General features: G+C 42.4%; 22 protein-coding genes. 8 read left to right on the top strand and 14 right to left on the bottom strand.

Annotated elements, in window-relative coordinates; all coding sequences use genetic code 11:
* Positions 1 to 56: 56 nt before the first annotated feature.
* The 4 genes from miaA to CXF60_RS07930 all read right to left on the bottom strand — a co-directional run bounded on the left by miaA (position 57) and on the right by CXF60_RS07930 (position 4,297).
* Positions 57 to 1,223 carry a tRNA (adenosine(37)-N6)-dimethylallyltransferase MiaA gene (gene miaA, locus CXF60_RS07945; protein ID WP_102091510.1) on the bottom strand — a complete coding sequence of 389 codons (1,167 nt, stop codon included), beginning with the start codon at positions 1,221 to 1,223 and terminating at the stop codon, positions 57 to 59.
* An 82-nt stretch (positions 1,224 to 1,305) separates the two neighbouring features.
* Positions 1,306 to 3,093, bottom strand: a complete 1,788-nt coding sequence (gene mutL, locus CXF60_RS07940; protein WP_102091509.1) for a DNA mismatch repair endonuclease MutL — start codon at positions 3,091 to 3,093, stop codon at positions 1,306 to 1,308.
* 53 nt (positions 3,094 to 3,146) lie between these two features.
* Entirely contained in the window at positions 3,147 to 3,677 is a 531-nt protein-coding gene (gene tsaE / locus CXF60_RS07935) for a tRNA (adenosine(37)-N6)-threonylcarbamoyltransferase complex ATPase subunit type 1 TsaE (RefSeq protein WP_102091508.1), read from the bottom strand.
* The gene (locus CXF60_RS07930; RefSeq protein ID WP_102091507.1) at positions 3,677 to 4,297 is read right to left on the bottom strand and encodes a 6-pyruvoyl trahydropterin synthase family protein; all 621 of its coding nucleotides are present in this window, start codon (positions 4,295 to 4,297) and stop codon (positions 3,677 to 3,679) included. Before CXF60_RS07930 ends, tsaE begins: the two co-directional genes overlap by 1 nt.
* A gap of 351 nt (positions 4,298 to 4,648) precedes the next feature.
* Between CXF60_RS07930 and CXF60_RS14670 the strand changes: the two genes are divergently transcribed.
* Positions 4,649 to 4,771 carry a hypothetical protein gene (locus tag CXF60_RS14670; RefSeq protein WP_021815223.1) on the top strand — a complete coding sequence of 41 codons (123 nt, stop codon included), beginning with the start codon at positions 4,649 to 4,651 and terminating at the stop codon, positions 4,769 to 4,771.
* 93 nt (positions 4,772 to 4,864) lie between these two features.
* Here the strand turns inward: CXF60_RS14670 and CXF60_RS07925 are convergent, their stop codons facing one another.
* On the bottom strand, positions 4,865 to 5,197 hold the full coding sequence (locus CXF60_RS07925; RefSeq protein WP_102091506.1) for a YnfA family protein: 333 nt from the start codon (positions 5,195 to 5,197) through the stop codon (positions 4,865 to 4,867).
* 221 nt (positions 5,198 to 5,418) lie between these two features.
* Here CXF60_RS07925 and htpX point away from each other — a divergent pair, with 221 nt between their 5' ends.
* Positions 5,419 to 6,327, top strand: a complete 909-nt coding sequence (htpX, locus tag CXF60_RS07920) for a protease HtpX (RefSeq protein WP_102091505.1) — start codon at positions 5,419 to 5,421, stop codon at positions 6,325 to 6,327.
* 160 nt (positions 6,328 to 6,487) lie between these two features.
* Here the strand turns inward: htpX and CXF60_RS07915 are convergent, their stop codons facing one another.
* The 3 genes from CXF60_RS07915 to CXF60_RS07905 all read right to left on the bottom strand — a co-directional run bounded on the left by CXF60_RS07915 (position 6,488) and on the right by CXF60_RS07905 (position 11,251).
* Complete coding sequence (locus CXF60_RS07915; protein WP_102091504.1) at positions 6,488 to 8,182, bottom strand: alpha/beta hydrolase-fold protein; 1,695 nt, start codon at positions 8,180 to 8,182, stop codon at positions 6,488 to 6,490.
* 246 nt (positions 8,183 to 8,428) lie between these two features.
* Complete coding sequence (locus CXF60_RS07910) at positions 8,429 to 9,703, bottom strand: saccharopine dehydrogenase family protein (protein WP_102091503.1); 1,275 nt, start codon at positions 9,701 to 9,703, stop codon at positions 8,429 to 8,431.
* Positions 9,704 to 10,009: 306 nt separating this feature from the next.
* Positions 10,010 to 11,251 carry a carboxynorspermidine decarboxylase gene (locus tag CXF60_RS07905; RefSeq protein WP_102091502.1) on the bottom strand — a complete coding sequence of 414 codons (1,242 nt, stop codon included), beginning with the start codon at positions 11,249 to 11,251 and terminating at the stop codon, positions 10,010 to 10,012.
* Positions 11,252 to 11,350: 99 nt separating this feature from the next.
* Here CXF60_RS07905 and CXF60_RS07900 point away from each other — a divergent pair, with 99 nt between their 5' ends.
* The gene (locus tag CXF60_RS07900; RefSeq protein ID WP_102091501.1) at positions 11,351 to 12,016 is read left to right on the top strand and encodes a DUF924 family protein; all 666 of its coding nucleotides are present in this window, start codon (positions 11,351 to 11,353) and stop codon (positions 12,014 to 12,016) included.
* 283 nt (positions 12,017 to 12,299) lie between these two features.
* Here the strand turns inward: CXF60_RS07900 and CXF60_RS07895 are convergent, their stop codons facing one another.
* Together CXF60_RS07895 and lpxB are read right to left on the bottom strand one after the other, a co-directional pair.
* Positions 12,300 to 13,178, bottom strand: a complete 879-nt coding sequence (locus tag CXF60_RS07895; RefSeq protein ID WP_102091500.1) for a ribonuclease HII — start codon at positions 13,176 to 13,178, stop codon at positions 12,300 to 12,302.
* Between the two features lie 22 nt (positions 13,179 to 13,200).
* Positions 13,201 to 14,517: a lipid-A-disaccharide synthase gene (gene lpxB / locus CXF60_RS07890; RefSeq protein WP_102091499.1), complete on the bottom strand. Its 1,317-nt coding sequence runs from the start codon at positions 14,515 to 14,517 to the stop codon at positions 13,201 to 13,203.
* A gap of 429 nt (positions 14,518 to 14,946) precedes the next feature.
* Here lpxB and CXF60_RS07885 point away from each other — a divergent pair, with 429 nt between their 5' ends.
* A complete protein-coding gene (locus tag CXF60_RS07885) occupies positions 14,947 to 16,029 on the top strand; it encodes a 3-deoxy-7-phosphoheptulonate synthase (RefSeq protein WP_102091498.1) in 1,083 nt (360 codons plus the stop codon).
* Between the two features lie 199 nt (positions 16,030 to 16,228).
* Here the strand turns inward: CXF60_RS07885 and pepN are convergent, their stop codons facing one another.
* Positions 16,229 to 18,829 carry an aminopeptidase N gene (gene pepN, locus CXF60_RS07880; RefSeq protein ID WP_228707071.1) on the bottom strand — a complete coding sequence of 867 codons (2,601 nt, stop codon included), beginning with the start codon at positions 18,827 to 18,829 and terminating at the stop codon, positions 16,229 to 16,231.
* A gap of 419 nt (positions 18,830 to 19,248) precedes the next feature.
* Between pepN and CXF60_RS07875 the strand changes: the two genes are divergently transcribed.
* From CXF60_RS07875 to CXF60_RS07865, 3 genes are all read left to right on the top strand, one after another.
* Positions 19,249 to 19,857: a DUF6231 family protein gene (locus CXF60_RS07875; protein WP_102091496.1), complete on the top strand. Its 609-nt coding sequence runs from the start codon at positions 19,249 to 19,251 to the stop codon at positions 19,855 to 19,857.
* A gap of 141 nt (positions 19,858 to 19,998) precedes the next feature.
* Positions 19,999 to 20,517, top strand: coding sequence for a peptidoglycan-associated lipoprotein Pal (gene pal, locus CXF60_RS07870; RefSeq protein ID WP_101205056.1), 519 nt, complete (start codon positions 19,999 to 20,001; stop codon positions 20,515 to 20,517).
* A 202-nt stretch (positions 20,518 to 20,719) separates the two neighbouring features.
* Complete coding sequence (locus CXF60_RS07865) at positions 20,720 to 21,535, top strand: 4'-phosphopantetheinyl transferase family protein (RefSeq protein WP_102091495.1); 816 nt, start codon at positions 20,720 to 20,722, stop codon at positions 21,533 to 21,535.
* A gap of 134 nt (positions 21,536 to 21,669) precedes the next feature.
* Here the strand turns inward: CXF60_RS07865 and CXF60_RS07860 are convergent, their stop codons facing one another.
* Complete coding sequence (locus CXF60_RS07860; protein ID WP_102091494.1) at positions 21,670 to 22,560, bottom strand: hypothetical protein; 891 nt, start codon at positions 22,558 to 22,560, stop codon at positions 21,670 to 21,672.
* Positions 22,561 to 23,153: 593 nt separating this feature from the next.
* Between CXF60_RS07860 and CXF60_RS07855 the strand changes: the two genes are divergently transcribed.
* A complete protein-coding gene (locus CXF60_RS07855; RefSeq protein WP_102078462.1) occupies positions 23,154 to 23,912 on the top strand; it encodes an IclR family transcriptional regulator in 759 nt (252 codons plus the stop codon).
* Positions 23,913 to 24,041: 129 nt separating this feature from the next.
* Here CXF60_RS07855 and mmsB read toward each other — a convergent pair whose 3' ends face one another.
* Positions 24,042 to 24,962 carry a 3-hydroxyisobutyrate dehydrogenase gene (gene mmsB, locus CXF60_RS07850; RefSeq protein ID WP_228707070.1) on the bottom strand — a complete coding sequence of 307 codons (921 nt, stop codon included), beginning with the start codon at positions 24,960 to 24,962 and terminating at the stop codon, positions 24,042 to 24,044.
* A gap of 193 nt (positions 24,963 to 25,155) precedes the next feature.
* Positions 25,156 to 26,421 carry an enoyl-CoA hydratase/isomerase family protein gene (locus CXF60_RS07845; RefSeq protein ID WP_102091492.1) on the bottom strand — a complete coding sequence of 422 codons (1,266 nt, stop codon included), beginning with the start codon at positions 26,419 to 26,421 and terminating at the stop codon, positions 25,156 to 25,158.
* Positions 26,422 to 26,453: the final 32 nt, after the last annotated feature.

Below are 26,453 nucleotides of genomic sequence, written 5' to 3'. Positions count from 1 at the left end.
TATAACAGCTATCTATGTCAATTTTTGAAACTAATTGTGTTAGCTATCATTGCACCTTAAGACAAGTACTCTCGTGCTTCGGCCATGGTTTCAAACATTTGTAATATCATACGACTGCTAGCATCAGCCCCGCTCTCAAACTCTACTGTCCCATTCGATGATGCGCTAGGCAATTTCATTACCTTTCTTAGCCATGTGTACTGACGTTTTGCTAACTGTCTTGTAGCATATAATGCCTTATTTTGCATTTCCTGACAAGCAAGCGACTCGGTCTCTTGGCTAGCCATATTTGGTTGGGCAGCCAACTGAGCAACATTATCTGAGATTTCTTTTCCTCCGTTGACAGCTGTATGCTTTCCAAAAGCTTCATAAAATTGAGCTTTATCTAGATGAGTCTCATCAAATATCGGATGCTCAATATGCACCAAGTATTCTAGTACTTGCCTGTAACCCACACAGCGCATCGAAGGCATATTAGGCGTGAGCGGATACTTTTTTAGTAAGTCTATGACTTCAGCCACTAGCCCTTCATTCCACATGATATCTAGACGTTGTTCGATACGATTATGTAGCCATGAACGATCTGGCATTACCGATAGCGCATGCCACTGCTGCTCTGGGTTGTGTGCCAATGCTTGCTTTGGCTTGCGCTGCCAGTCACTTATTGGAATATTTGTTTGTAAATAGACTTCAACTGCTCGCGTGATACGCTGAGTATCAGTAGCATTCAAGCGCTCATGACTTATAGAATCTATACCCCCCAAATAATCATATAGAGCGCTAATACCTTCCTCTTGACGCCACTTCTCTACTCGCGCGCGTACGCTGTCATCGCTATCCGGCACAGGAGACAACCCATCGAGTAGCGCCATGTAATACATCATGGTGCCGCCTACTAATAATGGTATCTTGCCATTTCTATGACATTCGTCAATAAAACGGGCAACGTCACTGACAAACTCAGCCACACTATAGCTTTGCATAGGATCAACGATATCGACCAAATGATGTGGATAACGCGCCAGCTCAGCCTCTGTTGGCTTGGCTGTGCCAATGTTCATGTCACGATATATCAGCGCTGAGTCCACAGAAATTAATTCAAAACGACCTGTATCGTATAGCTCGTACGCCAGTGACGTCTTGCCGCTAGCAGTTGGTGCCATAAGACAAACCACGCTATTATCCGTCAGTTTGTGAGGTAGGCTATCAGACGAATGTTGCATAAAGTGGCCTTTCATAATATATGGATAACTCAGATATCAATTGGTTTAATTGCTTTAAGATGTTGTAATTATTTTCAGATATTCAGGATAGCATTAGCTTTACTAAGCGATAGCTATCTATCGTCTTGATAGCATTGTTCATGATTATTTCAGTAAGATCATTTGCAAAAACTATTGAATCTTGCGCAGACATTTGCGTATTGACACTAATAAGTTGCTGATTAATCTCAGTAGCACTGCTTGGCAATCTATCTTTTTTGAATACTTGATGACTAGAGGTAAGTGATTCGAACAACTGGCTTACTTTAAACTGCCAGTCTTTAGCACTTATCAGTGCACACTGCCCTTGGTGATAAAATAATAACCAAGGTAGCTTTTTATCATCTGTGTTTAAGTCCATGTCAACAGCTTCTACATCGTTAATGATATCTAAGCAAATTGGTAAAGATGCAGAGGTAGCTGCTCCATCAGAATAATGTGAAGTGCTGTGGTTACTATTGTTACTTTGGTCTGATCGTTCATTGATATAAGATCGCGCTGACTCTTGCAATGAAGGATTATATGAAAGTGATTGGTTTGCAGTAGACTGATAAGACTGTCTAGTAGATTCTACTCGATTATTCTGCCTTTGGTTATTGCTAGACTGAATACTCGAGATGGGCATTTCAGACGAACGACCTTCAGAAGCATCATTACTTGCCCGTTCCGCAGATTTGTTTTGTCTATCAGTTTCTGGCTTCGGTACAGATTTAGATGCAGCCTCAGACCTAAACTTAGCTACATCAATCGTTTTCAACTGCGTACGAACTGTATGGCCTAAGTGCGCCATAATATTATTCAATGGACTGATTTTGATACGTTGTTTAGATGGATGCACATTGATATTTAACCATTGCGCTGGCAAATCAAAATACAGTGCATATCCCATACCTGCTAGCTGCGCACCTTGTGCCAGTTGACGTATCTGATTGCTAATCAACGCTTCTTTTACCAGCCTACCATTTACATAAATCAGCTTTGGTAAATCAGTTTTTTCATGATGCAATGGCCATAACCAGCCACTAATCGCTGCTTGATTAACATTGCTATCATCGTACGCTACAGACGACTGTACCAGACTCGACAAATCTATCGATATTGCTAATGCATTATCTGTCAATGCCATACCAGTCGCTTGTTCCAACCGCGGTAGTGGCAAACGACTGGTATTATTGTCATTATTACCACTAATACTCGTAGCACTTGCAGATAATGATAGCCGCTGTTTATTGTCATGAAAAAGTGTCAAAGCAACATCGGCATGCGCCAGTGCGACCTCTCGGACAATAGTTTCGATATGACCGAACTCAGTAGCAATAGATTTCAAATTGCCACGGCGTGCAGGCACGTTAAAATATAAATCTTTTACGACAATTGTGGTACCGCGGTTATGCACAACTGGCAACAGTTTCGGTGTGTCATCCAATACACCAGCGACCTGTAACTGACGGCCAATACCGCTCTCATCATGACTACTGGTTAAGGTCAAACGTGAGACAGCAGCCATCGCCGCTAACGCTTCACCGCGAAAACCCAATGTCGTAATACCATGCAAGTTAGCAACGTCAGCAACCTTACTGGTCGCATGACGAGTGATGGCCATGACCATGTCGTCAGGATAAATGCCGACCCCATTATCTACCACTTCAATCAGGCCCATACCGCCTTGAGTGATGCGCACCTCAATATTGGTCGCACCAGCATCTATAGCATTCTCCAGCAGCTCTTTGACCACTGCTGCTGGACGTGTCACCACCTCACCTGCTGCTAATTGATTGATCAGCAACGGCGATAGTTTTTTAATACGGGTATTAGGATGATTATCTGGCATTGATAGATGTCATATTTTTGGAAAGTAGCGATTGGTGTAATTTAGACATTCATTTAGATGATAAGTTGTGATAAATCCAAGCCCTGCGCTTGACCTGCCTTTGACACTCTCAACTGCACTTGGCGAGCTTCAGTGCCGTTATCATCGCTGACACTTTGAGTCATATCGATGAATAACGTAGGAGGTGGCAGATAGCTCTCAGCACGGCTAGCCCATTCGATAATGACCAGAGCATTTGGCTCATCCAGATACTCATCAAACCCAATAAAAGACAACTCTTCTGGATCTTGCAGACGATATAAGTCTGCATGATAGACTGGCTTGATCGAACCATCTTTTCGCTGGATACTGTAGGGCTCAACCAAGGTATAGGTTGGGCTTTTCACCGCACCTGTATGACCGAGCGCTTGTAACCAATAACGCGTTAGTGTCGTTTTACCAGCGCCCAAGTCACCTGCCAGCCACACGCTACCTGTCAGCGGCAATGTCGCTAATTTCTCAGCCAATGATTGAGTGTCTTGCTCAGAGTTTAGTATCAGAGTCTTTAAGTATTTACCATTTTCTATAGGTTGACCATCACACATCAGACTGAACCTGCTTGTACTTGCTCTGTCTGTACCTGCATGGTCACAGTTGGATTGGTAAAGCTTTCACCGCGAATCAGTTTGGCATACAGCTCAGAGTCAGTCCACTCAGCACGGACCTGCTCACTGAATTCAAAATCTTCTAAGACCAGCTTACCCATTTGATCGTTTGCAACATCATCAGCAAAGCACTGCGCATACCCAGTCGCCGTCTCATGGGCAATCACTGAGTACACGCTGACATCTGCTTCACCATTTTGCATTTGTGTCTGTCGCAGTATTTCTTGCGCCCAAAAGAATATCACTCGTGAAAACTGCTCTGCCGATGGTGAAACTGGTAGGCTTATCCAACGTGCGCTAAATTTCTTACACGCTGCGACATACTCAGGATCATCTTTGTTCCAAAAGCAAATGGCATGATCAAAGCTATCGATAATGTCTTTGATGGAAGATTTTAGTAGGCCAAAGTCATAAACCATTTGCCCATGGTCTAAACGAGTGGCCTCAAGGATCAGCTCAATCTGATAGCTGTGACCATGAATCGAATGCTTACAACGCTCAGAACTACAATTACGAACGATGTGAGCATTTTCAAATTTGAACAGTTTACGAATACGCATAATAATTTGACCAAAACAGTAAGCACTATGGTGCTAAATGTTAATAAATAAGAGTTTGCCGCGTTTATGAATCGGTTTATGGCTCATTATAGCAAATCGCCATGTATCCGTAAGTAAGCACTTATTAATATAATGATTGATTGAACGAATCAATTGGTAAACTAGGACTAACCGTAAACATAAAGAATTTGAACGATAATTGAATCGTAGAGGAATTGTGCGAGCGCTATCTATTACTAAAGCTTAAGCCTATACTCTATTAAGTAAACAGCTATGTTAGCTGTATTCACACTGTCTTGAATTCGCTTAACTTTGCGTAATGAGTAGTGTGCTGTAAAAAAGGAAACGATGATGAGCAAAGGTCAAGATAGTAAGAAGAACGTTAAGAAAAAGCCCCTTTTGACTGCTAAAGAGAAGAAAGCTGCCAAACAAGCCAAGAAAGACGACAACGGTAGCATCCTAGGCAAACATTAATAATCAATACATCAATATGCTAATCTGACGTAACCGTTCGATTGGTATTTTTTTTTGGTTCGTCATTGGCCTTTAGCTAAGCACTGTCTTTAATTAAGCTCCGCGCGGAGCAAACATAATAATCGCCATTCCCAGCAACGCCACTATCGAACCCACTATGTCCCACATGGTTGGTCGTATACCATTGACCGTCCACAACCATAAAATCGCCATACATATATAAACGCCACCATATGCAGCATAGACCCTGCCCGCAGCAGTTGGGTGTAATGACAGCAGCCAAACAAACGCGACTAAGCTCAGCGCACCAGGTATCAGCAGCCAGATTGACTTGCCTTCTCGCAGCCACAGATAAGGCAGATAACATCCTGCAATCTCAGCCAATGCAGTAAGCGCAAATAGCCCAACCGTCTTTAATTCTGTCAAAAATCACTACTCCTCATCTACTACTTTTCTAACCTGCTAAAACCAGTCAGGTATTGTACGGCATTTCCCAGAATAATCACTTTATCTCTGTCACCACTTATAAAAAGCTATTTTGTCTGACATTACAGTCAAAATCACAGTAAAATCTATCATAACAAACAAACCTCTTAGATAACTATCTATCGAGGCCATACCGACATTGTAAATAGGAAGTTAGCATCATGATGCGTATTGGATTATTTTTATTGACCAACTTAGCAGTGATTGTGGTATTTAGCATTGTGTTTGGTATTTTATCGAGGTTTTTTGGAATCGGTGGTGTGCACAGCGCAGGTGGTCTTAACTACACTAGCCTTGCCATTATGTGTGGTATCTACGGTATGGTTGGCTCGATGGTGTCGCTATTTATATCAAAGTGGATGGCTAAAAGATCCACTGGTACGGTAGTCATAGAATCGCCACGCACCGCTACTGAGCAATGGTTAGTTGATACAGTCGCCAAACAAGCACGAGCCGTAAATATTGGTATGCCTGAGGTTGGTATCTTTAATAATTCGCAGCCAAATGCTTTTGCGACTGGCTGGAATAAAAATAAAGCCCTAGTAGCAGTGTCGTCTGGCTTACTACAAAATATGAATCAAGATGAAGTCGAGGCCGTATTGGCACATGAGATTGGTCATGTGGCTAACGGTGATATGGTAACCCTCGCCCTCATTCAAGGCGTAGTCAATGCGTTTGTAATGTTCTTTGCACGCATTGTCGGCAGTTTCGTTGACCGTACTGTGTTCAAAAATACCAGTGATCGCCCAGGTATTGGGTACTTTATCACTAGTATTGTAATGGATATCTTACTTGGGTTTTTGGCGTCTGCCATCGTGATGTGGTTCTCACGCTTACGTGAATTCCGTGCGGATCAAATGGGCGCAAAATTGGCCAGCCGCGAAAAAATGATTAGGGCGCTTGATGCGCTTCGTCCTTCTGCACAGCGACCAGATCAAATGCCTGAGAGTATGAAAGCATTTGCGATCTCATCAGGACAAACGCAAGGCTTTAGTATTGCCAACCTATTCCGCTCACACCCAACGCTTGATGACCGTATTGCGGCGTTGAGAGAATATAATCCTAATTAATGACAATCGATTTAAAACCAACTTGCTACTTGTTAGCAGGTTGGTTTTAAAAAAATACTTTATATAGAAAATTAGAAGTTAGAGTATGAATACTCAGTCACTATCATTTTATTTAGTAGTAAAAGGCTAAACATTAGCGCTAGTTTAAATAAAAGAGATATTACTTCTTTTCCTTAGACGGAAAAAGCGATACCAAACCATCTCCTATGATTCCTCGCCAAGCAAAGTAATCATGTCCTGCAGCATACTCTTGATAATGTGTATCGTACCTTTTTGCCAATAAAACGTCTCGCAGATGACGATTGGTTCCCAATATACCGTTGCTACCACTTTTACCACGAGCCGTTTCAAACACGCCTGCGCTCAAAAAGAAACGAACGGGTGCCTTATCCATTTTTATTACCTCAGACGCTACGAAGTGTTTATCTTCTGCTGTCTGATCTTTTGGATGCCACCAGTAAGACCCAGACATAGAGATAACATTGCCAAATATGTCGGGGTGACGTAGTGCGATAGTCGTCGCTGCTAAACCGCCATAACTTGACCCTGCAATAACCGTTCTATCCGTTGGTATCGCTACTGGCAATCGTTTATTTATTTGTGGTACTAACTCATTGGCCAATACATCTGCAAACATTGGGTTGGCAGGTAATTCACGTGCACGGGCATCATTGTCAGGATTACTAATAAACACCGCTGTCACTGGTGGAACCTTACCTTCTGCAATCAAATTATCTAAAATCGTGGGCAATCCAACCGTATCAATATAGGCTTCCGCATCAAAGATATATAACAGCACCGCATCATCTTTACTATTCTCCTTGTTGTTATTAACAGTTGGGGAGTAAATGGTGATATCGCGAGTATTATCCAATGTACTACTAGTAAATTTAAAGGTAGACAACGCTCCTTTGGGAACCTCTGCCTGTCTTTTTATCCAACGCCTATTTGGTGCGTCTTTTAACGTAATAGTAGATTTGGTTGTGTACTTATCAGTGGCTGAACGTGGCCATGAATGGTGATTATAAGGATCGGCTTGAGCCACGGCTTTTATGGCGACTCTACGAGCAAACTCAGACAGAGGTGGCTCAGGGGTATTGGGAGCAATCTGATAGGATAAGTGCGTGTTGTTTGGCACAATAAAACTTTTGTACCATGTATCAGAGTCTACCAATCGTTGCAATGCATCATGATTGGTGGACGGGCCACCCATTAACTTGACATTGCGATAGTCTCCTCGCGCTAAAAACGTCATCACAGTGCCCAAAGCTGTGTCTTCAATCAGCGGTGTACCTAATACTTCCACTTCCGCCCAAAAGCGATCTGTACTCTGCCCTTTCTGCAATGACTCAAGTAATGCCGATACTCTGGGGCTGAGTAACGTGTCAGAACTGTCTAGAGAATTTTCTAAAGAACCTTTTAAATCTTGCTCTGCTAAACTAACACGTTGTTCGAGCACTATCTGATAAGCACCTGAGCCAGACAGTCGCCAGGTCTCTGCACAGTTTTCGGCTACTGAATAGAAGTGTTGTTTGCCGCTTTTATTATCAATCAAACGGCGCGATACTTTTCCTGTGGCATCGATAACATCTAGCGTCATCATACTTCTATCACTCTCAACATATCCGGTTAGATAATCGCCTGTATCGCAAGGAACGCTAAAATCTAATGACTTATGCTGTGGCTTGATATCAGCGTTTTCCCTGTTGGAATGATTTAAATCGCCTTTCAAGGGACTTTCAATCGTTAGCATCGTTGCCTCCGAACCAAATGCAGGGAATGACGCCGAATATAATAAAAAGGTAAAGCCTGCTATGGCCCATTTCTTCTTAGGAAGAAATCGTATGTATCTCATTCACTACTCCCTCTTTTATTCACTGACAAACATCTAATTTCTACCTTTACAGAATGTCTAGCGAATGATACAAAAGTGAAATACTACCTTATTTTTAATATAGATGGTATTGAAAATCATTATCATTTGATAGTTTATTCTTTATAATTAAATAAACAATGATAATTTATTTTTCCTTTATAAAATAAAAAGCCCACCTGACTCAATTAAAGTCAGATGGGCTTTTAGAATAGATATGATGACTAACTAAATATCAAACTCAAGCGCTCTGTCACCTTCGCTATCTTTGATACGCGTTGGCAGACCAATCTTGTTTAGTAGATTGATAAATGGCTTGGCATCTAGCTCTTCGACGTTGACCATTTTGCCTGCATCCCATTCGCCAGTCGCGACCAGTATCGCAGCAGCAACAGGTGGCACGCCTGCGGTATAAGAAATACCTTGGCTACCGACTTCGTTGTAAGCATCTTTATGATCTGAAACGTTATAGATAAACACTTCAGTCTCAACACCATTAATCTTGCCTTTGACTTTGTCACCGATGCAGGTCTTGCCTGTATAGTTCGGTGCAAGTGAGCTTGGATCTGGTAGTACCGCTTTAACGACTTTTAGTGGCACAACTTCTTGGCCTTCAGCAGTCATCACTGGCTGCTCAGACAATAATCCTAAGCTCTGTAGGACAGTGAAGACATTGATGTAATGCTCACCAAAGCCCATCCAAAAGCGAATGTTTGGCACATCTAGATTGGCTGACAATGAATGCACTTCATCATGACCACTTAGATAGCTGTTCTGTACGCCCACAACTGGCAAATCGTCTGTACGTTTGACTTCAAACATTTTGTTAGACTGCCACTTGCTGTCTTGCCAAGAATAAACAGTACCAGTGAACTCACGGAAGTTAATCTCTGGGTCAAAGTTGGTCGCAAAGTATTTGCCATGGCTACCCGCATTGATATCAATGATATCGATATCCGTCACAGATCCTGCATCCATCATATCATAGCCAAGACGCGCATAAGCGTTGACCATACCAGGATCAAACCCTGCACCTAAAATGGCAGTGACATTGTTGTCTGCACAGCGCTCTTTACGTTGCCATTCATAGTTGTTGTACCACGGCGGTGTCTCACAAATCTTACGCGGGTCTTCATGAATAGCCGTATCTATGTAGGCAGTACCTGTCTCAATGCAGGCTTCTAGTACGGTCATATTGATAAATGCCGAACCAACATTGATAACTATTTGTATTCCAGTGTCTTGTATCAGCTGCACAAGTGCTTGGCTGTCCATCGCATCAACTTGATGCGTATGCAAGACCGCAGCCTGCTTAAAGCTGTCTTTTTCTTTTACACTTTGGGCGATGGCATCGCATTTGTCTTTTGTACGTGAGGCGATATGAATCTCACCAAGTACATCATTGTGCATCGCACATTTATGCGCGACCACTTGAGCGACACCGCCTGCTCCGATGATCAGTACGTCTTTTTTGTTGGGCTTAGCTTGTTGGTTTGTGTTCAATGAACAATCCTCCTTTGTGTCCCTGTCGATACCATTGATAGCGGCTATGCAAAACAGAAACGAGTGAATGATATGCGTGAATTAAAAAGGAAGACCGAGGAAAACCCACGCACCCGTCGGGCAAATAATACTCCATTATTTGCCCGACGCGATTATAACAATTTTTATTCCCTTATCGGTAAAAAATATGTATAAAAAGCAGAGATACTAAAATATCTACCAATACAGGTTAAGTATTTGTTTTTTAATAATTAAAATATAAAAACCCGACAATAGCATAGCCTTAAAAGCTAAGGCTACTAAGGCTTAAGATAGGCTAGCTTTATATTCCTCATAGTCAAACTCACGTTGGATATCGATACTGCCATCCAATCGGCGGATGACAATCGCTGGCATGTTGACACCATTGAACCAGTTTTTCTTAACCATTGTATAACCAGCAGCATTGCCAAAGGCAATCTTATCGTCTATCTGAAGATTACTGGGTAATGCATACTCACCAAAGATATCACCTGCCAAACAAGAACGACCGTAAATAATGGTATGGTCTGCCGACTCAGCATTAGCTTCAGACGGTGCAGCTTCTGCAGGATTACCAATAGGCGCAATATCGACAGCTGTATGGTTAATCGCGGCAATCGGTGCGGACTCACGATAAATTAATAGATCAAGCATATGCGCTTCGATAGAAGCATCGACGACTGCTAAGTTTTTTTCATTATGCATGGTATCTAGCACGGTGGTCACCAATGTACCTGCGCCATGAATACTTGCCTCACCTGGCTCAAGATACACTTGCACGCCATAGGTTTCGCTAAACGCTTTCAAACGTGCAGCTAGCTTCTCTAATGGATAATCAGGCGCGATAAAGTGGATACCACCGCCCAAGCTCACCCATTCAAGCTGCGCTAAGACATCACCAAATCTAGCTTCGATATCCGCCAAGCTTTCACTAAAGGCTTCAAAACTGTCATTCTCGCAATTGTTATGAATCATGACGCCAGTAATATCGCCAAGTACCGCTGCGATTTTATCTTTATCATGCTCACCAAGACGGCTAAATGGGCGTGCAGGATCAGCAATCAAAAACGATGAGTTGCTGGTTTTTGGATTGAGTCGTAGACCTACAGGTATATTTTGCGCGGCGGCTTGCGCTTTAAAAGCGTTGAGCTGTGAGATTGAGTTAAAGATTATTTTATCCGCATAGTTCAGTACTTCAGGGATTTCATCTGCACTATAGGCGACGCTATAAGCGTGCGTTTCTTTTTTATCTTGGCTATTGGCATCATCGTTATTACCAAAGGTTTCATAGCCCAATCTCACTTCATTAAGTGAAGACGAAGTCGTGCCATGCAGATAAGGCTGCATCACATCAAACACGCCCCATGTGGCAAAGCATTTTAGTGCCAATAATGCTTTTGCACCAGACAGCTCACATAGCCTAGCGATGATTTTCATATTGGCAACGATAGCCGCTTCATCGAGCACGTAGTAAGGCGTTGGTGGCAATGTCGCGTTGATAGAATTCTCTAGATTTTTTGCATTCATAATAGATTACCTAATAGACACTCTGCTGTTGGTATCTTGACAGACAGATATAAATATTTGCGCTATAGTAGACTAAATTCATCATAATTAGAATATCTTATGGCACTCTCAACCGATTATTCCACTTCAGCCAGTCGATCCCATTCATCACAATTGGATCCGAAAAACATAGATTTAACTTATCTAGATCCTGATGCGCGTGCCGTGTTGGATTTTTGGTTTGATAAAAACAATGAAGCTTACTGGTTTGAACAAAACGATCGTTTTGATAAGCAGATACAAGATAAGTTTGGCGGCATTTGGGAAGCAGCGAAACAAGGTGAATGTGTCACTTGGCGTATCGCAGAGTCTTCATTGGATGGTAATAGCTCGATAACGGCGTTGGCAGGACGCTTGGCAGAAATTATTGTGCTGGATCAGTTTTCACGCAATTTATGTCGCGGACAAGCAAGTGCATTTGCGCAAGATGGTATGGCATTAGCACTCGCCCAAGAAGCCATTCAACAGCCTTATTTTGATACTCTACCGATGCAATGGCGTAGATTTATTATCATACCGTTTATGCACTCTGAGTCGGCCATGATTCATAAGCGTTATCTACCGCTATTTGAACAACTAGATGATGCAAACACATTGGACTTTGAACATCGTCACAAACAAATCATCGATCAATTCGGGCGATATCCACATCGCAACGAGGTACTAAATCGCGACTCAACCGAAGATGAAAAGAACTTTTTAAAACAGCCGAACTCATCGTTTTAGGCGAGATTCCTAGTACTGCTTGAAGATACTCAAAGTTATTATGCAAAAAATTATTACATAAAAAGAAGGTCTGAATCATATCACTGATTCAGACCTTCTTTTTTACGATAAATATTTAGAGATTATTAGATACTTATCAGTAATTTACCTTACCAGTAGTAAACGTAAATGACTGCTGTTCTAATGTTTTATCGTTAACCAAAATATCAAAGCTGCCCCCATCATATCTTTAAAACGAGATAATGCATGTTAGAAATCAGCTTTCTATCTACTTCTTTTATGGCTACTGTATTTCTAGCGCTTTTCTTACTGGTGCAAAACTACGTCTATGCGTTGGCAAGACACCATGTTTTTCGATCGCCTCCATGTGCGCACGCGTTGGATAGCCTTTGTGTTTGGCAATACCATATTCCGGATACTGAGTATCCAGTGCATACATCGTCTCATCACGACTTACTTTTGCTAATATACTGGCCGCTGCAATACTAGTATGACGCGCATCGCCTTTTACCCATGCTTGACAATCAACTGCAAATAGCGCTACCTCTAACTTTTTAAAACTATCATAGTTCAAGTCAGGGCAACGGTTCCCATCAAACAGTACTTCGACTTTAAATTGATCGAGCGACGTGCTTTTATCATTTCTAGTGGTCGAGAATTTTTTAAAAATCACTTCTAGCAATGATTCAGTACATAAGCGCATGCCAAGCATCGTTGCTTGCAAGATATTCACCTGGTCGATCACTGCTGCTGGTATATCAGCGATGATATAACCGATAGCATGCTGCTGAACCAATGGATAAAGGATATCGCGCTTTTTTTCACTCAGTTGTTTGGAGTCTGTCAGTATCGACAACGGCGTGTCTTTAAGCGGTTGTTCCTCAATCAAACCTGACCAAGTCGCAGGTAATATTGCCGCCGCCACATTGACGCTACCTAGTAACGGCCCGCGCCCTGCTTCATCAACGCCGATTTGTAGTATTGACTGCGCTGTTTTTTGGTTATCATAACTGAGATATTGGGTAAGCAGCTCAGCGGTATTCATTTGCCCATATAAACGTATGGGCGCTGCTAACTGTATATATTGTCCTTTCACATCAATATGCTCAATATTGATGTCAATCGTTTGAACTGAGCTTTCTGTATGTTGGTTGATATGCATAATATTAAAAGGTCTTTCTCGTTTAATTAGGATTGACGGTATCGGTATTTTGGATAAACCACTGTTCAATCACGCTGTTTGCAGGCTCATGGTTGCTTTGTTGCTGTAGTAACTGTTTTGTCACTAGTAGATCGTGTAATTGCTCAGCATAAGCGCGTGGTTGCAGCAATCGCATTACGGTTCGGCAAATATTGTCACCGCTCGCCTGCTCTTGAATAAGCTCAGGTACGATTGGCGCATTAGCCAATATATTAGGCAATGCCACATATGGCACTTTTACCAGACGCTTGGCAATTTGGTAAGTTAGCTGATTTAATTGATAGACCACTACCATCGGCCGTTCAAGCAGCATTGCCTCTAGCGTTGCTGTCCCAGATGCTAGCATCACGATATCTGATGCCGCCATGGCATGTTGGCTAAATTCTGGCTGGGCATCATCGTAGACCACCACAATTGCCTCACGTAACTGCTCTGAGCGTTGGTCGATTACCTCTTGCACGATATATTGATGGTTTTGATCAACCGTTGGAATAATAAAGCACAGCTTAGGGTCTAACAGGATTAACTTTTGGATACCATCAAGCATCAATGGCAGAATAGCTGTAATTTCACCGCGCCTAGAACCTGGCATTACACAAATAAGCTGACTTACATCATCGAAGCGTTCAATAAAAAACTGCTGCAACCCATCGTTGTCCCAAACGAGCTCACTGCGACGTTGATTGATTGGTGTATCGATTAGGTTCTGATCAATGGTTCGCAGTAATGGATGACCCACACAGATCGCTGGATGGTTATGTCGCTCATAAACTGGCAACTCAAACGGGAATAGACATAGCACCAAATTGGTCGCCGCTTTAATATTATGGATACGCGACTCGCGCCATGCCCAGATAGAAGGACTGACGTACTGCACACAGAATACGCCTTGGGGCTTTAGTTTTTTGGATACTCGCAAATTAAAATCAGGCGCATCAATACCGACGAACCAATCAATATTGGCAGCCTTAAATGCGCTCAGTAGCTCACGGCGCGCTTTGAGCAAATCGGGTAGCTGCGACATGACTTCAACCAGACCCATTACTGCCAAGCGCTCTAATGGGAAAATACTCTGTAGCCCTTGCGCCTGCATTTTCGTACCGCCTACGCCTACCCAGACAATATCATCACGTAGATTATTCATTTGCCGCATAAAATCTGCACCCAAACTGTCACCAGATACCTCACCTGCGACGATGCCTATCACTAGCGGCGTAGCATTTATATTTGCTACTTGAGAATCCGTCTCGGCTTGATGAATGAGGTCAGTATGGTGATGAGACGTAGCAGAATCTGTCATGACAAGCTCTCGATATTAGAAATACACAAAATAAAATAAACCGTTATTATAAAATATAACGTAATAAATCAGCGATACGACCTCACGGATAATGTGCACACTCATCCGTACTGTTTTAATGCCACAGTTTGGGCCATCCATCGCTAATGTTGCTATCATACTTGACGATGATACAAATAGCGAAATTCACGCATAAAATCTGAGCGTTATGCATCAAAAACTCAACCAACTCTTATTAATAGATAGAAAAACCAAATGCTAAACGTGCATTTAGAACGTCAAATATCATGCTAAGTCTCTATAAGTATAACTAAGTTTTAGTTTTCTCATTCCAGTTATCAGTCAATTAACTGCTCGACTACCCTTGTCAACCAACACTTTTGTCCGCATAATGAATGTTCCTATAAATCAGCTAGACGATATATAACCATGACAACATCAGTTACCCATAATGCAGATATTGACGACGTGAATATTGAAAAATTTATTCCTTTGATTACCCCCGCCGAGCTAAAAGCCGAGCTGCCTCTGTCAGACGACGCGTATAATACCGTACTAAAAGGTCGTAATACTATTCAAGATATATTGGATGGTAAAGACAAGCGTTTGTTTGTGGTCATTGGCCCTTGCTCTATTCACGATATCAAAGCCGCTCACGAATATGCCGATCGTTTAGCCGTATTGGCAAAGGAAATCGAAGACAGTGTATTTGTGGTCATGCGTGTTTATTTCGAAAAACCTCGTACGACGGTTGGCTGGAAAGGCATGATCAACGACCCTGACATGAATGACAGCTTTGATATAGAAAAAGGCTTGCGCACGGCTCGTAAATTGCTACTTGACTTGAATGAAAAAGGTCTACCTTGCGCGACCGAAGCACTTGATCCAAATACACCGCAGTACATTCAGGATCTAATCAGCTGGTCAGCCATTGGTGCACGTACCACTGAAAGCCAAACGCATCGCGAAATGAGCTCTGGCTTATCATGCCCAGTTGGCTTCAAAAATGGTACTGATGGCGGTATGACGGTAGCTGTAAATGCCATGCAAGCGGTTAAAGAAGGTCATAGTTTCTTAGGTCTATCGTCAGATGGTAAAGTCTCTATCATCAAATCTAAAGGTAATCCTTACGCGCACGTGGTACTTCGTGGTGGTAACGGTAAACCTAACTATGATGAAACTGCGGTAGCTCAAGTTGAAAATGAGCTGGCAAAAGGCAAAACCAATAGCAAGATTATGATTGACTCTAGCCATGCTAACTCAGGTAAAGACCCTTACCTACAACCGATGGTTATCAAAAACGTCGCCGAACAAATCCAAAACGGCAATAAATCAATTATCGGTATGATGATTGAGAGTCACTTGAAAGGCGGCAATCAAAAATTGACTGCTGATTTAAGTCAGCTTGAGTACGGCAAATCTATCACCGATGGTTGCCTAGATTGGGAGAGCACTGTCACAGCATTACGTGACTTACGTGATATGGTGAAAGATGTGCTTCCAAATCGCTAATAGCTAATAGCTATTAGCTATTAGCTATTAGCGATAATTTATCGTCGAGCAAACAATAAAAAGCCCTTTTCGCACTGATGCGAAAAGGGCTTTTTATTTATGAACGTTTTATAAGAAATACTGTATTCTCAAACTTGGTTAGCAATGACCAACAACGATACATGTTTCATTAATTGGTCAAAGCTAACCAAGTTTTCAATTAACTATTTGCAGCACCTAACACACTCTCTAAGCTTTCGAGCACATGCTTAGATGAGACATTCTTTTGTAAATCTATCAGCTGCTCGTGCGCCATTTGACGACGAGGCTCAGCCAACGTATTCCAGCGGGCGAGTACTTGCAGTAAGCGTGAGGCTAACACAGGATTGGCATCATCTAATTTTTGAATCACGCCTGTATACATCTCTAGACCTTCTGCCGTCCAGAGTACCGTCGGTTGTGAGCTAAAAGCACTGATAACTGAACGGACACGGTTAGGGGTATTCCAATCAAAGTCCGTATGCGTCAGTAGCGACTTAACCATATCAGGCGTCACATCGTCAGCGGCAGCTTGTACACTGAACCACAAATCGATAACCAGATCATTTGCTTGGAAACGATCATAGAAGTCTGCTAAGTACTTATCTGCATCTACCAGCTGATGATTGACCATGGCCTTCAATGCACCAAAGCGCTCAGTCATACAGCTCGCATTGTCATACTGCTGCTGTGCCCAGTCTGCTGCATCATCTACATTCGCCGTCAATGCCATATCGAGTACAACATTACGCAGCGCACGAATGCCTCGAGCTTCAGCGCTATCCTCATAAGACTGCATTGGCAGATTATTGTACAGCTCAGCCCATTGGCCTTTTAACTTATCAGCCACTTGCTTGTATAGCCCATCACGCTGCTCTTTAACCAACACTGGATCGTAGTCTTTAGAAATAGCAGAAGCCAACTCTTGCGCTGATGGAATATCAAGTAATCTTGCGGCCAGCATCGCATCGTCAGTCGCTAAGACAGGCAGCGTCTGCGCCAACGCTTCTAAGTATACATCAGGGCTGCTCTTCGCACCTTGTCCTTGCAGCAAAATACGATTTACCAGCATTTGAGTTACTTGCCAGCGGTTAAACCCATTGGTTTCATGCTTAAGCAAAAATGCTAAGTCTGCATCTTGGTAGTCATAGTTAAGCTGTACTGGCGCACTAAAATCGCGCAGTAATGACACAACAGGCTCGCTCGCAACATTTTCAAAGACAAAGGTTTGCGTCGCCTCGTCAAGCAATAACATACGCTCAGCGACGATAGCGCCTGAGTCTTTATCAAACAATGCCGTTGCTACAGGTATCGGCAATGGTTTTGGTGCATCAAAGCCTTTAACATGGCGTGTTTGCTGATTCAAAGTGATGATCAGCGTCTGTGCTGCGCTATCATAGGTTTGAGAACCTGATACCACTGGCGTACCAGGTTGACGATACCAATCAATGAAATTCTCGATTTTGTCATCAGTGATACTAAGTGCTGATAAAAAGTCCTCAACCGTTACCGCTTGTCCATCATAGCGACGGAAGTACTCATCTGTTCCTTTTCGGAAATCATCTGGCCCTAACGTATTGGCAATCATGCGTACAATTTCAGCGCCTTTCTCATAGACAGTCGTTGTATAAAAATTATTAATCTCAACGAAGCTCTCAGGACGTACTGGATGCGCTAATGGGCCTGCATCTTCGCTAAACTGATGCGCGCGCAAAGTCGCTACGTCATCAATACGCTGCACCGCACTTGACTGTTGATCTGCTGAAAATGACTGATCGCGGTAAACGGTAAAGCCTTCTTTCAAGCACAGCTGAAACCAATCACGGCAAGTAATACGGTTACCTGTCCAGTTATGAAAATACTCATGAGCAATAATGGCTTTTACGCTAAAACTGCGTGCATCGGTGGTTGTTTCAGGGCTAGATAACACACAAGCGGTGTTAAAAATATTCAAACCCTTATTTTCCATTGCACCCATATTAAATTGGCTGACCGCCACAATCATATAGCGATCTAGATCGTAGGCTCGACCGTAATTGACCTCATCCCACTCCATGGCATCTTTTAGGGCTTGCATACCGACATCGCATTTATCGATATCAGCAGACTTGGCGTACAACTCAAGCAACACTTCTCGACCTTCGCTGGTCGTATAAGAATCTGTCAATACATCTAAACCAGCTACCACACAGGCAAATAGATAGCTTGGCTTATTGGTTGGATCGTGCCAGATGGCATAATGACGGTCTGGTGCATCGGCCACTTCGCCTGCTTCGACTAAGTTACCATTGGCCAATAACGTCGGATAGCGCTTATCTGCTTCAAGTCGCGTGGTAAATATCGCTAGCACATCAGGGCGATCAGGATAAAAAGTAATCTTACGGAAACCTTCTGGCTCGCACTGAGTCACAAACATCGTGTCGTCACCGCTACCGGCCATATATAAGCCTTCAAGCGCCGTATTGGTCTGTGGGCAGATACGCACTTGAATATCTAAAGTAGCTCGCTCAGGAGCATTATGAATCGTCAGCTTACCCGCTTCCTGCTGATAATCCTCAGTGCTCAGTGCCTTACCATTCATCGTAATCGTTAGCAGCTCTAATGACTCACCAAATAAGACAATATCCCCTGCCGTTTGGCGTACCATCTCAAGCGTACTGTCTACCTGCGCATAGTCTTCAAACAGCTTAATATCTAAATGTACCGTATCGACATCAAAACTTGGTTTGGTATAGTCTTTTAAGTTAATCTTACTTGGCGCATGTGGCGGCACATCTGGCATTTCAGGATTAATGATTTGTGCATCAGTTTCAGCAGTAGACATATGGTGTCCTATTATTATCAGTGATTTGGTTATAAGTTATTTTTACTGGGAATGAGTAATATCATTTCGCTATTTGCAGAAGGCTCTAGTGCAAATAAAGACTTTGCCTTCAGGCTAACTACACCAGCTAAGCACTTAGTAAACTAAGCACATAGACAAAGCTTTGCAATGATTAAGCTAACTTTATTACTAAATTGATTTTCTCGTTAAGCTTATAGCTAGATTGACCTAAATCGCCAAATTTCAAGTATGTAAAGTAAGATATCGTCGGTTCAAGATGATTTAAATATGAAACATACGTTATCAATTGGATAATGTCGTTGAAAATGATTTAATAGTCATACTGATGACCAATCATCTAACTAACGGCCTATTATATGACAAAAAATACGGTGAAACGCGCAGACATTACCCTACCTTTGCTTATAGAGTATGTTGATGCACTACTACCCTCATTAACGACTCAGACAGAACTGTCACCTGAGCATAACAAAGATAATAGTGAAGCATTGTGGGTAGCACATAACCATGCCGACTTATTAGCACTACAAGCACAACTTGACGATACTACATCTATTAATGAGAACACTGAAGCGAAGCTGAACGCACGCCATTTATCAACGTTATCAGATCTTGCTAAACAACATGTACCTGATCGTTATGAGCTTGCTTGCTTTTGGCTGCCCACCTTGTCAGAAGAGCTAACTCAGCATTATGTACCGCTACTCATGCGCTACCGTGACCTGTATGCCGCGCACTTGCTTATTGCATTGGACAGCTCGATAGACCTAAAACCTTATGGCTTTACGCCATTTGATATATTGAATGAGCCATCTCTAAATATTGATGACATTCAATCTATTACCTCATCAACCGTTACTGCGACGCTTTGGCAATTTAATCTATATGACTACAAACAACTGCCGAATTGGCTCAATGCTGATTACTGGGCTAACCCTGAAAACTGGGGCAAGCACCGCTGGTAATATACTCAATTTTATCTATCGTAATTTACAGTAAAAATACTTACATAAATTAACATTTAGTATATTATAGATAGAGATTGCCTAAGTTTTATCGGAAGCAGTTTAAAAAAACAAATTTAATTAAAATTTTAGGAGCTCGTCATGTCAATCAGTTTTTCTAAGATCGCTGTTCTTGCTTTATTATCAAGTGCCGTTGCATTAACCACTGGTTGTGCTACCAAGCGTTCTACCTCAGAAGTTGTCGTTGCCCCGCTAGGTATTCCAGGTGGACAAGTGGGCTATAACGGTGCTGTTATCGTTGATAACTCAAACGCTGTCATCACTGGCGCTGAGAATATTCAAGCAGTGGTCTACTTTGCCTTTGATAGCAGCGAAATTACTGCTCAATCAGCGAGCGTCCTTAACCAACACGTAAGCCTGTTAAATTCAAACCCAGCAGCGACTGTCGTTATCGCAGGTCACACTGATGAGCGCGGTAGCCGTGAATACAACATGGCACTAGGTGAGCGACGCGCACAAGCTGCCCGTAACTACCTAGCTGCTCAAGGTGTCACTGCAAACAACATCCGTGTCATTAGCTATGGCGAAGAGCGCCCTGCAGCAGCTGGCAACACTGAAGACGCGTATGCACAAAACCGTCGTGCTGAGCTGTCTTACTAAATTGTGATTTAGCGTTATTTATAGCGTTCGATAGTTTAATAAAAGCCCAGCAAGAGTATATTGCTGGGCTTTTTGGATTTTTAGTAGGTTAATTAGATATAAACTATTTAAATATAGCTTTTGTATGACTATCTATGTATCAAATACATAGCGTTCAGACTTACTCAATTCTATGATAATCGTTTTTGATGACTATTAATATATGCCGAATTCTAACCTTACCCAAATACAGTACACTCAACTCGACACCACGACATGGTGTGTGACTGCTCAAGTGAGTGAGTCAGTAAGTCATTCAGTCACTGGAAGCTTGTGGAAAAAGTCATTATGGTTATCATCATGCAATACGTCGTGTAAAGACATCACTAAGTTCAATAGCCTAAATTGGTACTATCAGGTGGCGACAGCAGCACCTAGACACTTAGTACCTGCTCTAGCACGTAAACAGCGTCAGCAGCAGCGGCAAGGCGTTAGGCAACTATTGCAAGAGCTGCTCAAAAAATTAGAAATAGATGACACCTTAGATGAGTCAAGCTTTCCCTATCGGCTCGTTAATAGTCAGCATTACGTATGCTTTAGCCATACAGGCGTTAGTAGTTCAAAGCAAACTACAGCATCGAATCGGACAAATTTGACGCGTTTACACAGTAAAATAGCGGTTGTTATTAGTCGTCAGCGTCCTGCCGGTATTGATATAGAGACCAATAATATTGCGTGGCATGTAGTCAAGCGTTTCTACTCAGAGAGTGAGTTGACTATTTTACAGGAGCTATCTACAGATCAGCGAGAACGCACTGCCAAACTGTTATGGCAAATAAAAGAAAGCTTTATCAAAGTGAACCAATATACGTTAGCTCAAGGCTTAGGTATGGATTACTCTCACCTTATTCCTAGCTTGATTGAAAATAAAAAAGAGGTTAACTCTGCTTCTATACTCAGTGATAGTAAGGATGCGGACTACCAATCTGTTTATCGTATTGCCACGTTACAATCGCAGCAGACTGTCATCATTTTTTGAGCAGAGTTTTCTCAGTAAAGTTCAAACCTGATTTCAGAATATTTTCACTAATTTATTTTAGACATAAAAAAACGACCCTAAAAAGGATCGTTTTTTTATTTTCTACTAATGACAGTATTTAAACTGTGATTAGCTTAGAAACGGTAAGTTGCACCAACTTTAACAATTGGGAACCATTCTAACCAATCTTTATCTTCTAAGTCTGCTTCTGCCTTACGAGCTGCGTCCTGTGCCGCGACAGTGTTACCTTCCTCACCAGTGTAACGTACTGTTGCATCTACTTTACCCAAATAAGCTGCACCAACTTCACCAAATACACCAAAGTTATTGGTAATGTTAGGACGGAAACCTACCGTTAGATAAGGAGCAAGTTTATTACGATGTTCTAGAGAACCTTCTAAATTGCCAACATTTTGGCCACCAAAATCATCAGCAAGTGCTTGTTCAACTTCTGCTGTGCCAGCATAATATTTTTGGCCATCAATACTATAGTAGCCTTCACCTTCAGCATTTGCACGCACATCAATATCGTTGTCAGGAACGATGATACCAGCACCCATCGTAAACCAGTTACCAGTAGGACGCAATTGCACACCTAAGTAAGGATTGCTAAAATCACTATCAACATCATAATTGATGTCATTTGCGTCAAAATCACCGCCGAAAAGGTCAGCTACATCGCCACCTGCCCAACCAGCTTGCAGTTCAACTTTTTCGTTTAGTGACCAACCAATGTTAGCACCATATCCCAAAGAACCAACTTCAGCACTAACTGACGCTGGGTTCACTACTTTATTAAAGAAACCTTTAGTGCCACCAACAACAGCGCCAGTAGTGTTGCTTACTACACCAGCGTCAGCATTGTATGCATAAGAAGCAGGTTCTGCTTGATAAGCAACAGCAACTGGCTCAGCTTCATATGCGACTACAGCATTGTTATCAACAACGATAACTGGCTCAGCAGCTAATGCAGCAGTTGATGCTAAAACAGCAGCAGAGATTGCCGTCAATTTAATCAATTTCATAATTATTCTCCTAAAGTGTGAAATAAACCCGCCCATAAAAAACGATGATTGTGCTTTTGTTAAACCATCATTTTGTTGAGGTGATTAAAACAATTCTGACTTAAAAAGTCACCCCTACTGATGCTGTTTTTATTTGCCATTATGTAAAGATTGCATAGGTACTGTAATAATTGCTACACCAATCTACAAAAATTCGCCTTTATGTTACATAACGTCCTTAAAGTAACCAAACAGCGTAAACATGAGACTTTGCTTGCTTAATGTTTATGTAAGGGTATTGCAAAACATGTCCGCATAATTATCTAGAACGTACTTTGATTCAATGACAGTTATATGGCTTAACCTTACCAAATAGTGTGGCTTGTGAGTTGACGTATCTATTGTTACGTATATAGGCAAATCTAAGCCAACAGATAAAATGATATAAATGATCTCATATAACGCGACTAACGCTTGCCTCAAGCGGATATTATGCTAAATTAGTTGTTATAATAGATTTGTTATAGAACGTCAGTATTGTCACCATTTGTCTTATTTATGAAAATTTTGTGATGCTGTCTGCTTTATTTCATTACTCCTACTGAGTCATATATATGCCTAAAGTATCGTCGATTACCCGTGTCCTAGAAATCATCGAAGCAGTGTCCTATGCTTCAAAACCGCTTTCTCCACTAGAGCTCTCACAAGAGCTCGATATCCCTAAACCGACCATTCATAGATTGATTCAAAACTTGGTTGATGATGGTTTTTTGACTGTTGATATTGGTGGCGGTATTATCCCTGGTAAGCGCGTACGCAATTTGAGCGTTGAGCTATGGCAACAACGACTGTTCTTTAACGAGCGGCAGATGATTTTGCAAAAACTGGTTGATGAGCTTAAAGAAACTTGCGGTATTGGCATTCCCTATCATATGAATATGATCTATACCAACCGTGCTCAGACGACCTTGCCACTACAGATTTATCTTCCTGTCGGGGCAAAGTCACCTATGTGGTGTACAGCGACTGGCAAGCTCTATCTAAGTCAACTATCTACAACTAGCCGTATGAAAATCCTACAAGGGTTGCCACTAGATAAGTTCACTAAGAATACGATTACTGATATCGATGCATTAAATGCCGAGCTTGATCGCATTGCTGATACTGGTATCGGCATTGATAATGAGGAGTTTATCTCTGAGATGGTGGCAGTGGCTGTACCTATACTGGACAAAAAGTCACGCTATCTGGCTTCTCTCTATCTGCATGCACCAACCATACGGGTATCACTTGACGATCTGCTGACTCATGTACCACGCCTACAAAAAGCCGCGCAAGACGTTCAGACGCTCGTCTACGATCTGCAAAGCTAATACTATCTATTAGCCATCAAAAAAGGTCTACGCTATGATTTTAGCGTCGTCCTTTTTCTTTTTAGCAAATGCATTCTCTTAATTAATGCCACCTACTAGTGATACCAAAAATTCTTAATATTAGTATGTTTAAGACAATAATGAGACATCATGACGTCCGATAATACTAGAAAAGTCTTTATCACCATTCTCTACAGTATGTGAGGCATATAATTCTGTTGCTTTAGCACCCATTGGTGTTTCCACTTCAATGTCTTGAGCAGTTTGCATCGCAAGGTTTAAATCTTTTTGCATCAATTTGCTCATAAATCCGCCTTGATAGCCATTACTAGAAGGCACATTTTCCATGACTTTTGGATAAGGATTATAAACTTCTAGTGTCCAGTTACGCCCTGAGCTTTGTAGCATGATATCTGATAGCACTTTGGGATCTAAGCCGTTCTTGACGCCTAGATTAATCGCCTCTGCCGTGCCCGCCATCAAGATACCTAATAGCATGTTATTACAGATTTTAGCCACTTGTCCCGCGCCGTGCTCGCCAGCATGAAAGATGTTTTTCCCCATCACGGCAAGTATTGGCTCAGCCTTAGCAAAAGCAGCATCATCGCCGCCGACGATAAAGGTCAAACTACCAGCAACTGCCCCGCCTGTACCACCAGAGACGGGTGCATCCAAGAAATCTATCCCAAGCTTACTTGCCGCCTCTGCTACTGTCCTTGCATCAGCCGCCGCAATCGTACTACTGTCAATCACAAGCGTGCCTTTTGGTAACTCTGCGAGCAATCCATCAGAGCCACTATCACCCAAGTACACCGAATGTACATGCTGACCTGCAGGCAACATACTAATCACAACTTGAGCGTTACTCGCAGCATCTTTAGGACTTTTTGCGATGCTAGCCCCTGCTTGTGCTAAGCGCTGGGTTGCAACCTCAGACAAATCAAAAACAGACAGTGCATAACCTGCTTTTAACAAGTTCTCCGCCATTGGCGCGCCCATATTACCCAGCCCGATAAAGGCAATATTTGGTTTGCTGGGGTCATTACTCATTGTACTTATATCCTTTGTACCCATCTCATCACTCCTTGATGATTTATGATGTAGCTATTGCTACATACTATTTAACAGTATTTATTAGCGAGTATTGCTTATTAATGAATGCTGCCATCTTATGCCTTAGCACCCTTCTTTAGAACTTTATAAAATCGCTGGTTGTCTTACGTTATAAATGTCTTTTAGGCAGTTAGCGGACACTTTGACTAGCTAGTGCATTATCACCCAACCAATCGCTCAAAGGATGCTCACCTTTTGGATAAGGATTGACAAAATGCTGATCGATATACGCTTGGCCTTCTATGCTTAGACAGTCTGCTAATGAACGTGACCATTTAGGATTTCTATCTTTATCAATTAATAATGCCCGCACACCTTCTTTGAAATCAGGGTTGGCCGCGCAATGTACTGCGACATTAATCTCTAAATACAGTACTTGTTCGATCGATAGGTCAGCGACTTTGTGATACAGCGCATAGGTTAATGCAGCCGTTACCGGGCAACCATGCCGATAGGTTGCAACTGCTCGCTGAGTCCAACTGTCTTCTGCAAAGTCTTGGTTTAGCTGCATGAGTGCTTCATCGCTTTGTAGCAACGTATCGATATCAGCCAGACCACCGCTATTCATCAGTTGCTGAATAGGCTGCCAGTAAGTTGCAAGCTTACTATCAGGTAGTTCGGCTACTGGCAGCTCAGCAAGTGCCCCGCTGACAATACTATGTGCACTATTGCTATGGCACTTATCTGCACCGCTCGTGTTATCGACTGCCTGCCAGTCGCTCTGTTTAAGACGCTGTATGACGGCATCATAGTCATGGCTAGCAACGGCATACTCTGCCAGATTGGCCAATAGCGCGTCACTGCCATTGCACATCGCGCCAGTTAGACCTAAAAACAAACCCGTCTTAGCAGGCATACGCTGCAAAAACCAACTACCAGATGCATCAGGGAACAGTCCAATTGTGACTTCAGGCATGGCAAAACGCGTACGCTCAGTGACTAGACGATGACTACATCCTGCCATCAGCCCCATACCGCCGCCCATGATGATACCGTCACCCCAAAGTATTAATGGTTTCGGATAAAAGTGCATTTGACGATAGAGACGGTACTCGTAACTAAAAAACTCAGTAGCATACGGGTTTGGTATTGGCGCATCAGTAGACATGCTGTCATAGAGCTTACGAATATCGCCGCCCGCACAGAACGCTTTATCCCCTGCACCTTTTAATACAAGCGCAACCACTTGCTCGTCCGCTTGCCACTGCTCTAACTGCGCTGAGAGCAATTGACACATATCAACGCTGAGTGCATTAAGCGATTTGGGTGTATTAAGTGTCATGATCCCAATCAAGTGCCCGCAATCTGTCGGTTCAGTATTGAACAGTACAGGCGCTTCTGGTTCTATATTGGTTGCCAGCTTTTGGGTATTAGTATCATTCGTCGCTGCTGTCATAAAAGTGACCTACAAAAATTAAATAATAAAAA

The organism is Psychrobacter sp. 4Bb (assembly GCF_002836735.1).
GTDB lineage: Bacteria > Pseudomonadota > Gammaproteobacteria > Pseudomonadales > Moraxellaceae > Psychrobacter.
Note: the sequence above shows the minus strand (reverse complement) of the source record. Positions and strands in the feature narration are given on the sequence as shown.

Coding starts and splice junctions, on each gene's coding strand:
- htpX (WP_102091505.1), top strand. CDS start 5,419: ATGATGCGTATTGGATTATTTTTATTGACCAACTTAGCAGTGATTGTG.
- CXF60_RS07930 (WP_102091507.1), bottom strand. CDS start 4,297: ATGCGTATTCGTAAACTGTTCAAATTTGAAAATGCTCACATCGTTCGT.
- CXF60_RS14670 (WP_021815223.1), top strand. CDS start 4,649: ATGAGCAAAGGTCAAGATAGTAAGAAGAACGTTAAGAAAAAGCCCCTT.
- CXF60_RS07860 (WP_102091494.1), bottom strand. CDS start 22,560: ATGAAATTGATTAAATTGACGGCAATCTCTGCTGCTGTTTTAGCATCA.
- mutL (WP_102091509.1), bottom strand. CDS start 3,093: ATGCCAGATAATCATCCTAATACCCGTATTAAAAAACTATCGCCGTTG.
- CXF60_RS07900 (WP_102091501.1), top strand. CDS start 11,351: ATGGCACTCTCAACCGATTATTCCACTTCAGCCAGTCGATCCCATTCA.
- pepN (WP_228707071.1), bottom strand. CDS start 18,829: ATGCCAGATGTGCCGCCACATGCGCCAAGTAAGATTAACTTAAAAGAC.
- CXF60_RS07885 (WP_102091498.1), top strand. CDS start 14,947: ATGACAACATCAGTTACCCATAATGCAGATATTGACGACGTGAATATT.
- CXF60_RS07875 (WP_102091496.1), top strand. CDS start 19,249: ATGACAAAAAATACGGTGAAACGCGCAGACATTACCCTACCTTTGCTT.
- CXF60_RS07905 (WP_102091502.1), bottom strand. CDS start 11,251: ATGAATGCAAAAAATCTAGAGAATTCTATCAACGCGACATTGCCACCA.
- CXF60_RS07865 (WP_102091495.1), top strand. CDS start 20,720: ATGCCGAATTCTAACCTTACCCAAATACAGTACACTCAACTCGACACC.
- pal (WP_101205056.1), top strand. CDS start 19,999: ATGTCAATCAGTTTTTCTAAGATCGCTGTTCTTGCTTTATTATCAAGT.
- tsaE (WP_102091508.1), bottom strand. CDS start 3,677: ATGTGTGATGGTCAACCTATAGAAAATGGTAAATACTTAAAGACTCTG.
- CXF60_RS07845 (WP_102091492.1), bottom strand. CDS start 26,421: ATGACAGCAGCGACGAATGATACTAATACCCAAAAGCTGGCAACCAAT.
- CXF60_RS07895 (WP_102091500.1), bottom strand. CDS start 13,178: ATGCATATCAACCAACATACAGAAAGCTCAGTTCAAACGATTGACATC.
- CXF60_RS07915 (WP_102091504.1), bottom strand. CDS start 8,182: ATGAGATACATACGATTTCTTCCTAAGAAGAAATGGGCCATAGCAGGC.
- CXF60_RS07855 (WP_102078462.1), top strand. CDS start 23,154: ATGCCTAAAGTATCGTCGATTACCCGTGTCCTAGAAATCATCGAAGCA.
- lpxB (WP_102091499.1), bottom strand. CDS start 14,517: ATGACAGATTCTGCTACGTCTCATCACCATACTGACCTCATTCATCAA.
- miaA (WP_102091510.1), bottom strand. CDS start 1,223: ATGCAACATTCGTCTGATAGCCTACCTCACAAACTGACGGATAATAGC.
- mmsB (WP_228707070.1), bottom strand. CDS start 24,962: ATGAGTAATGACCCCAGCAAACCAAATATTGCCTTTATCGGGCTGGGT.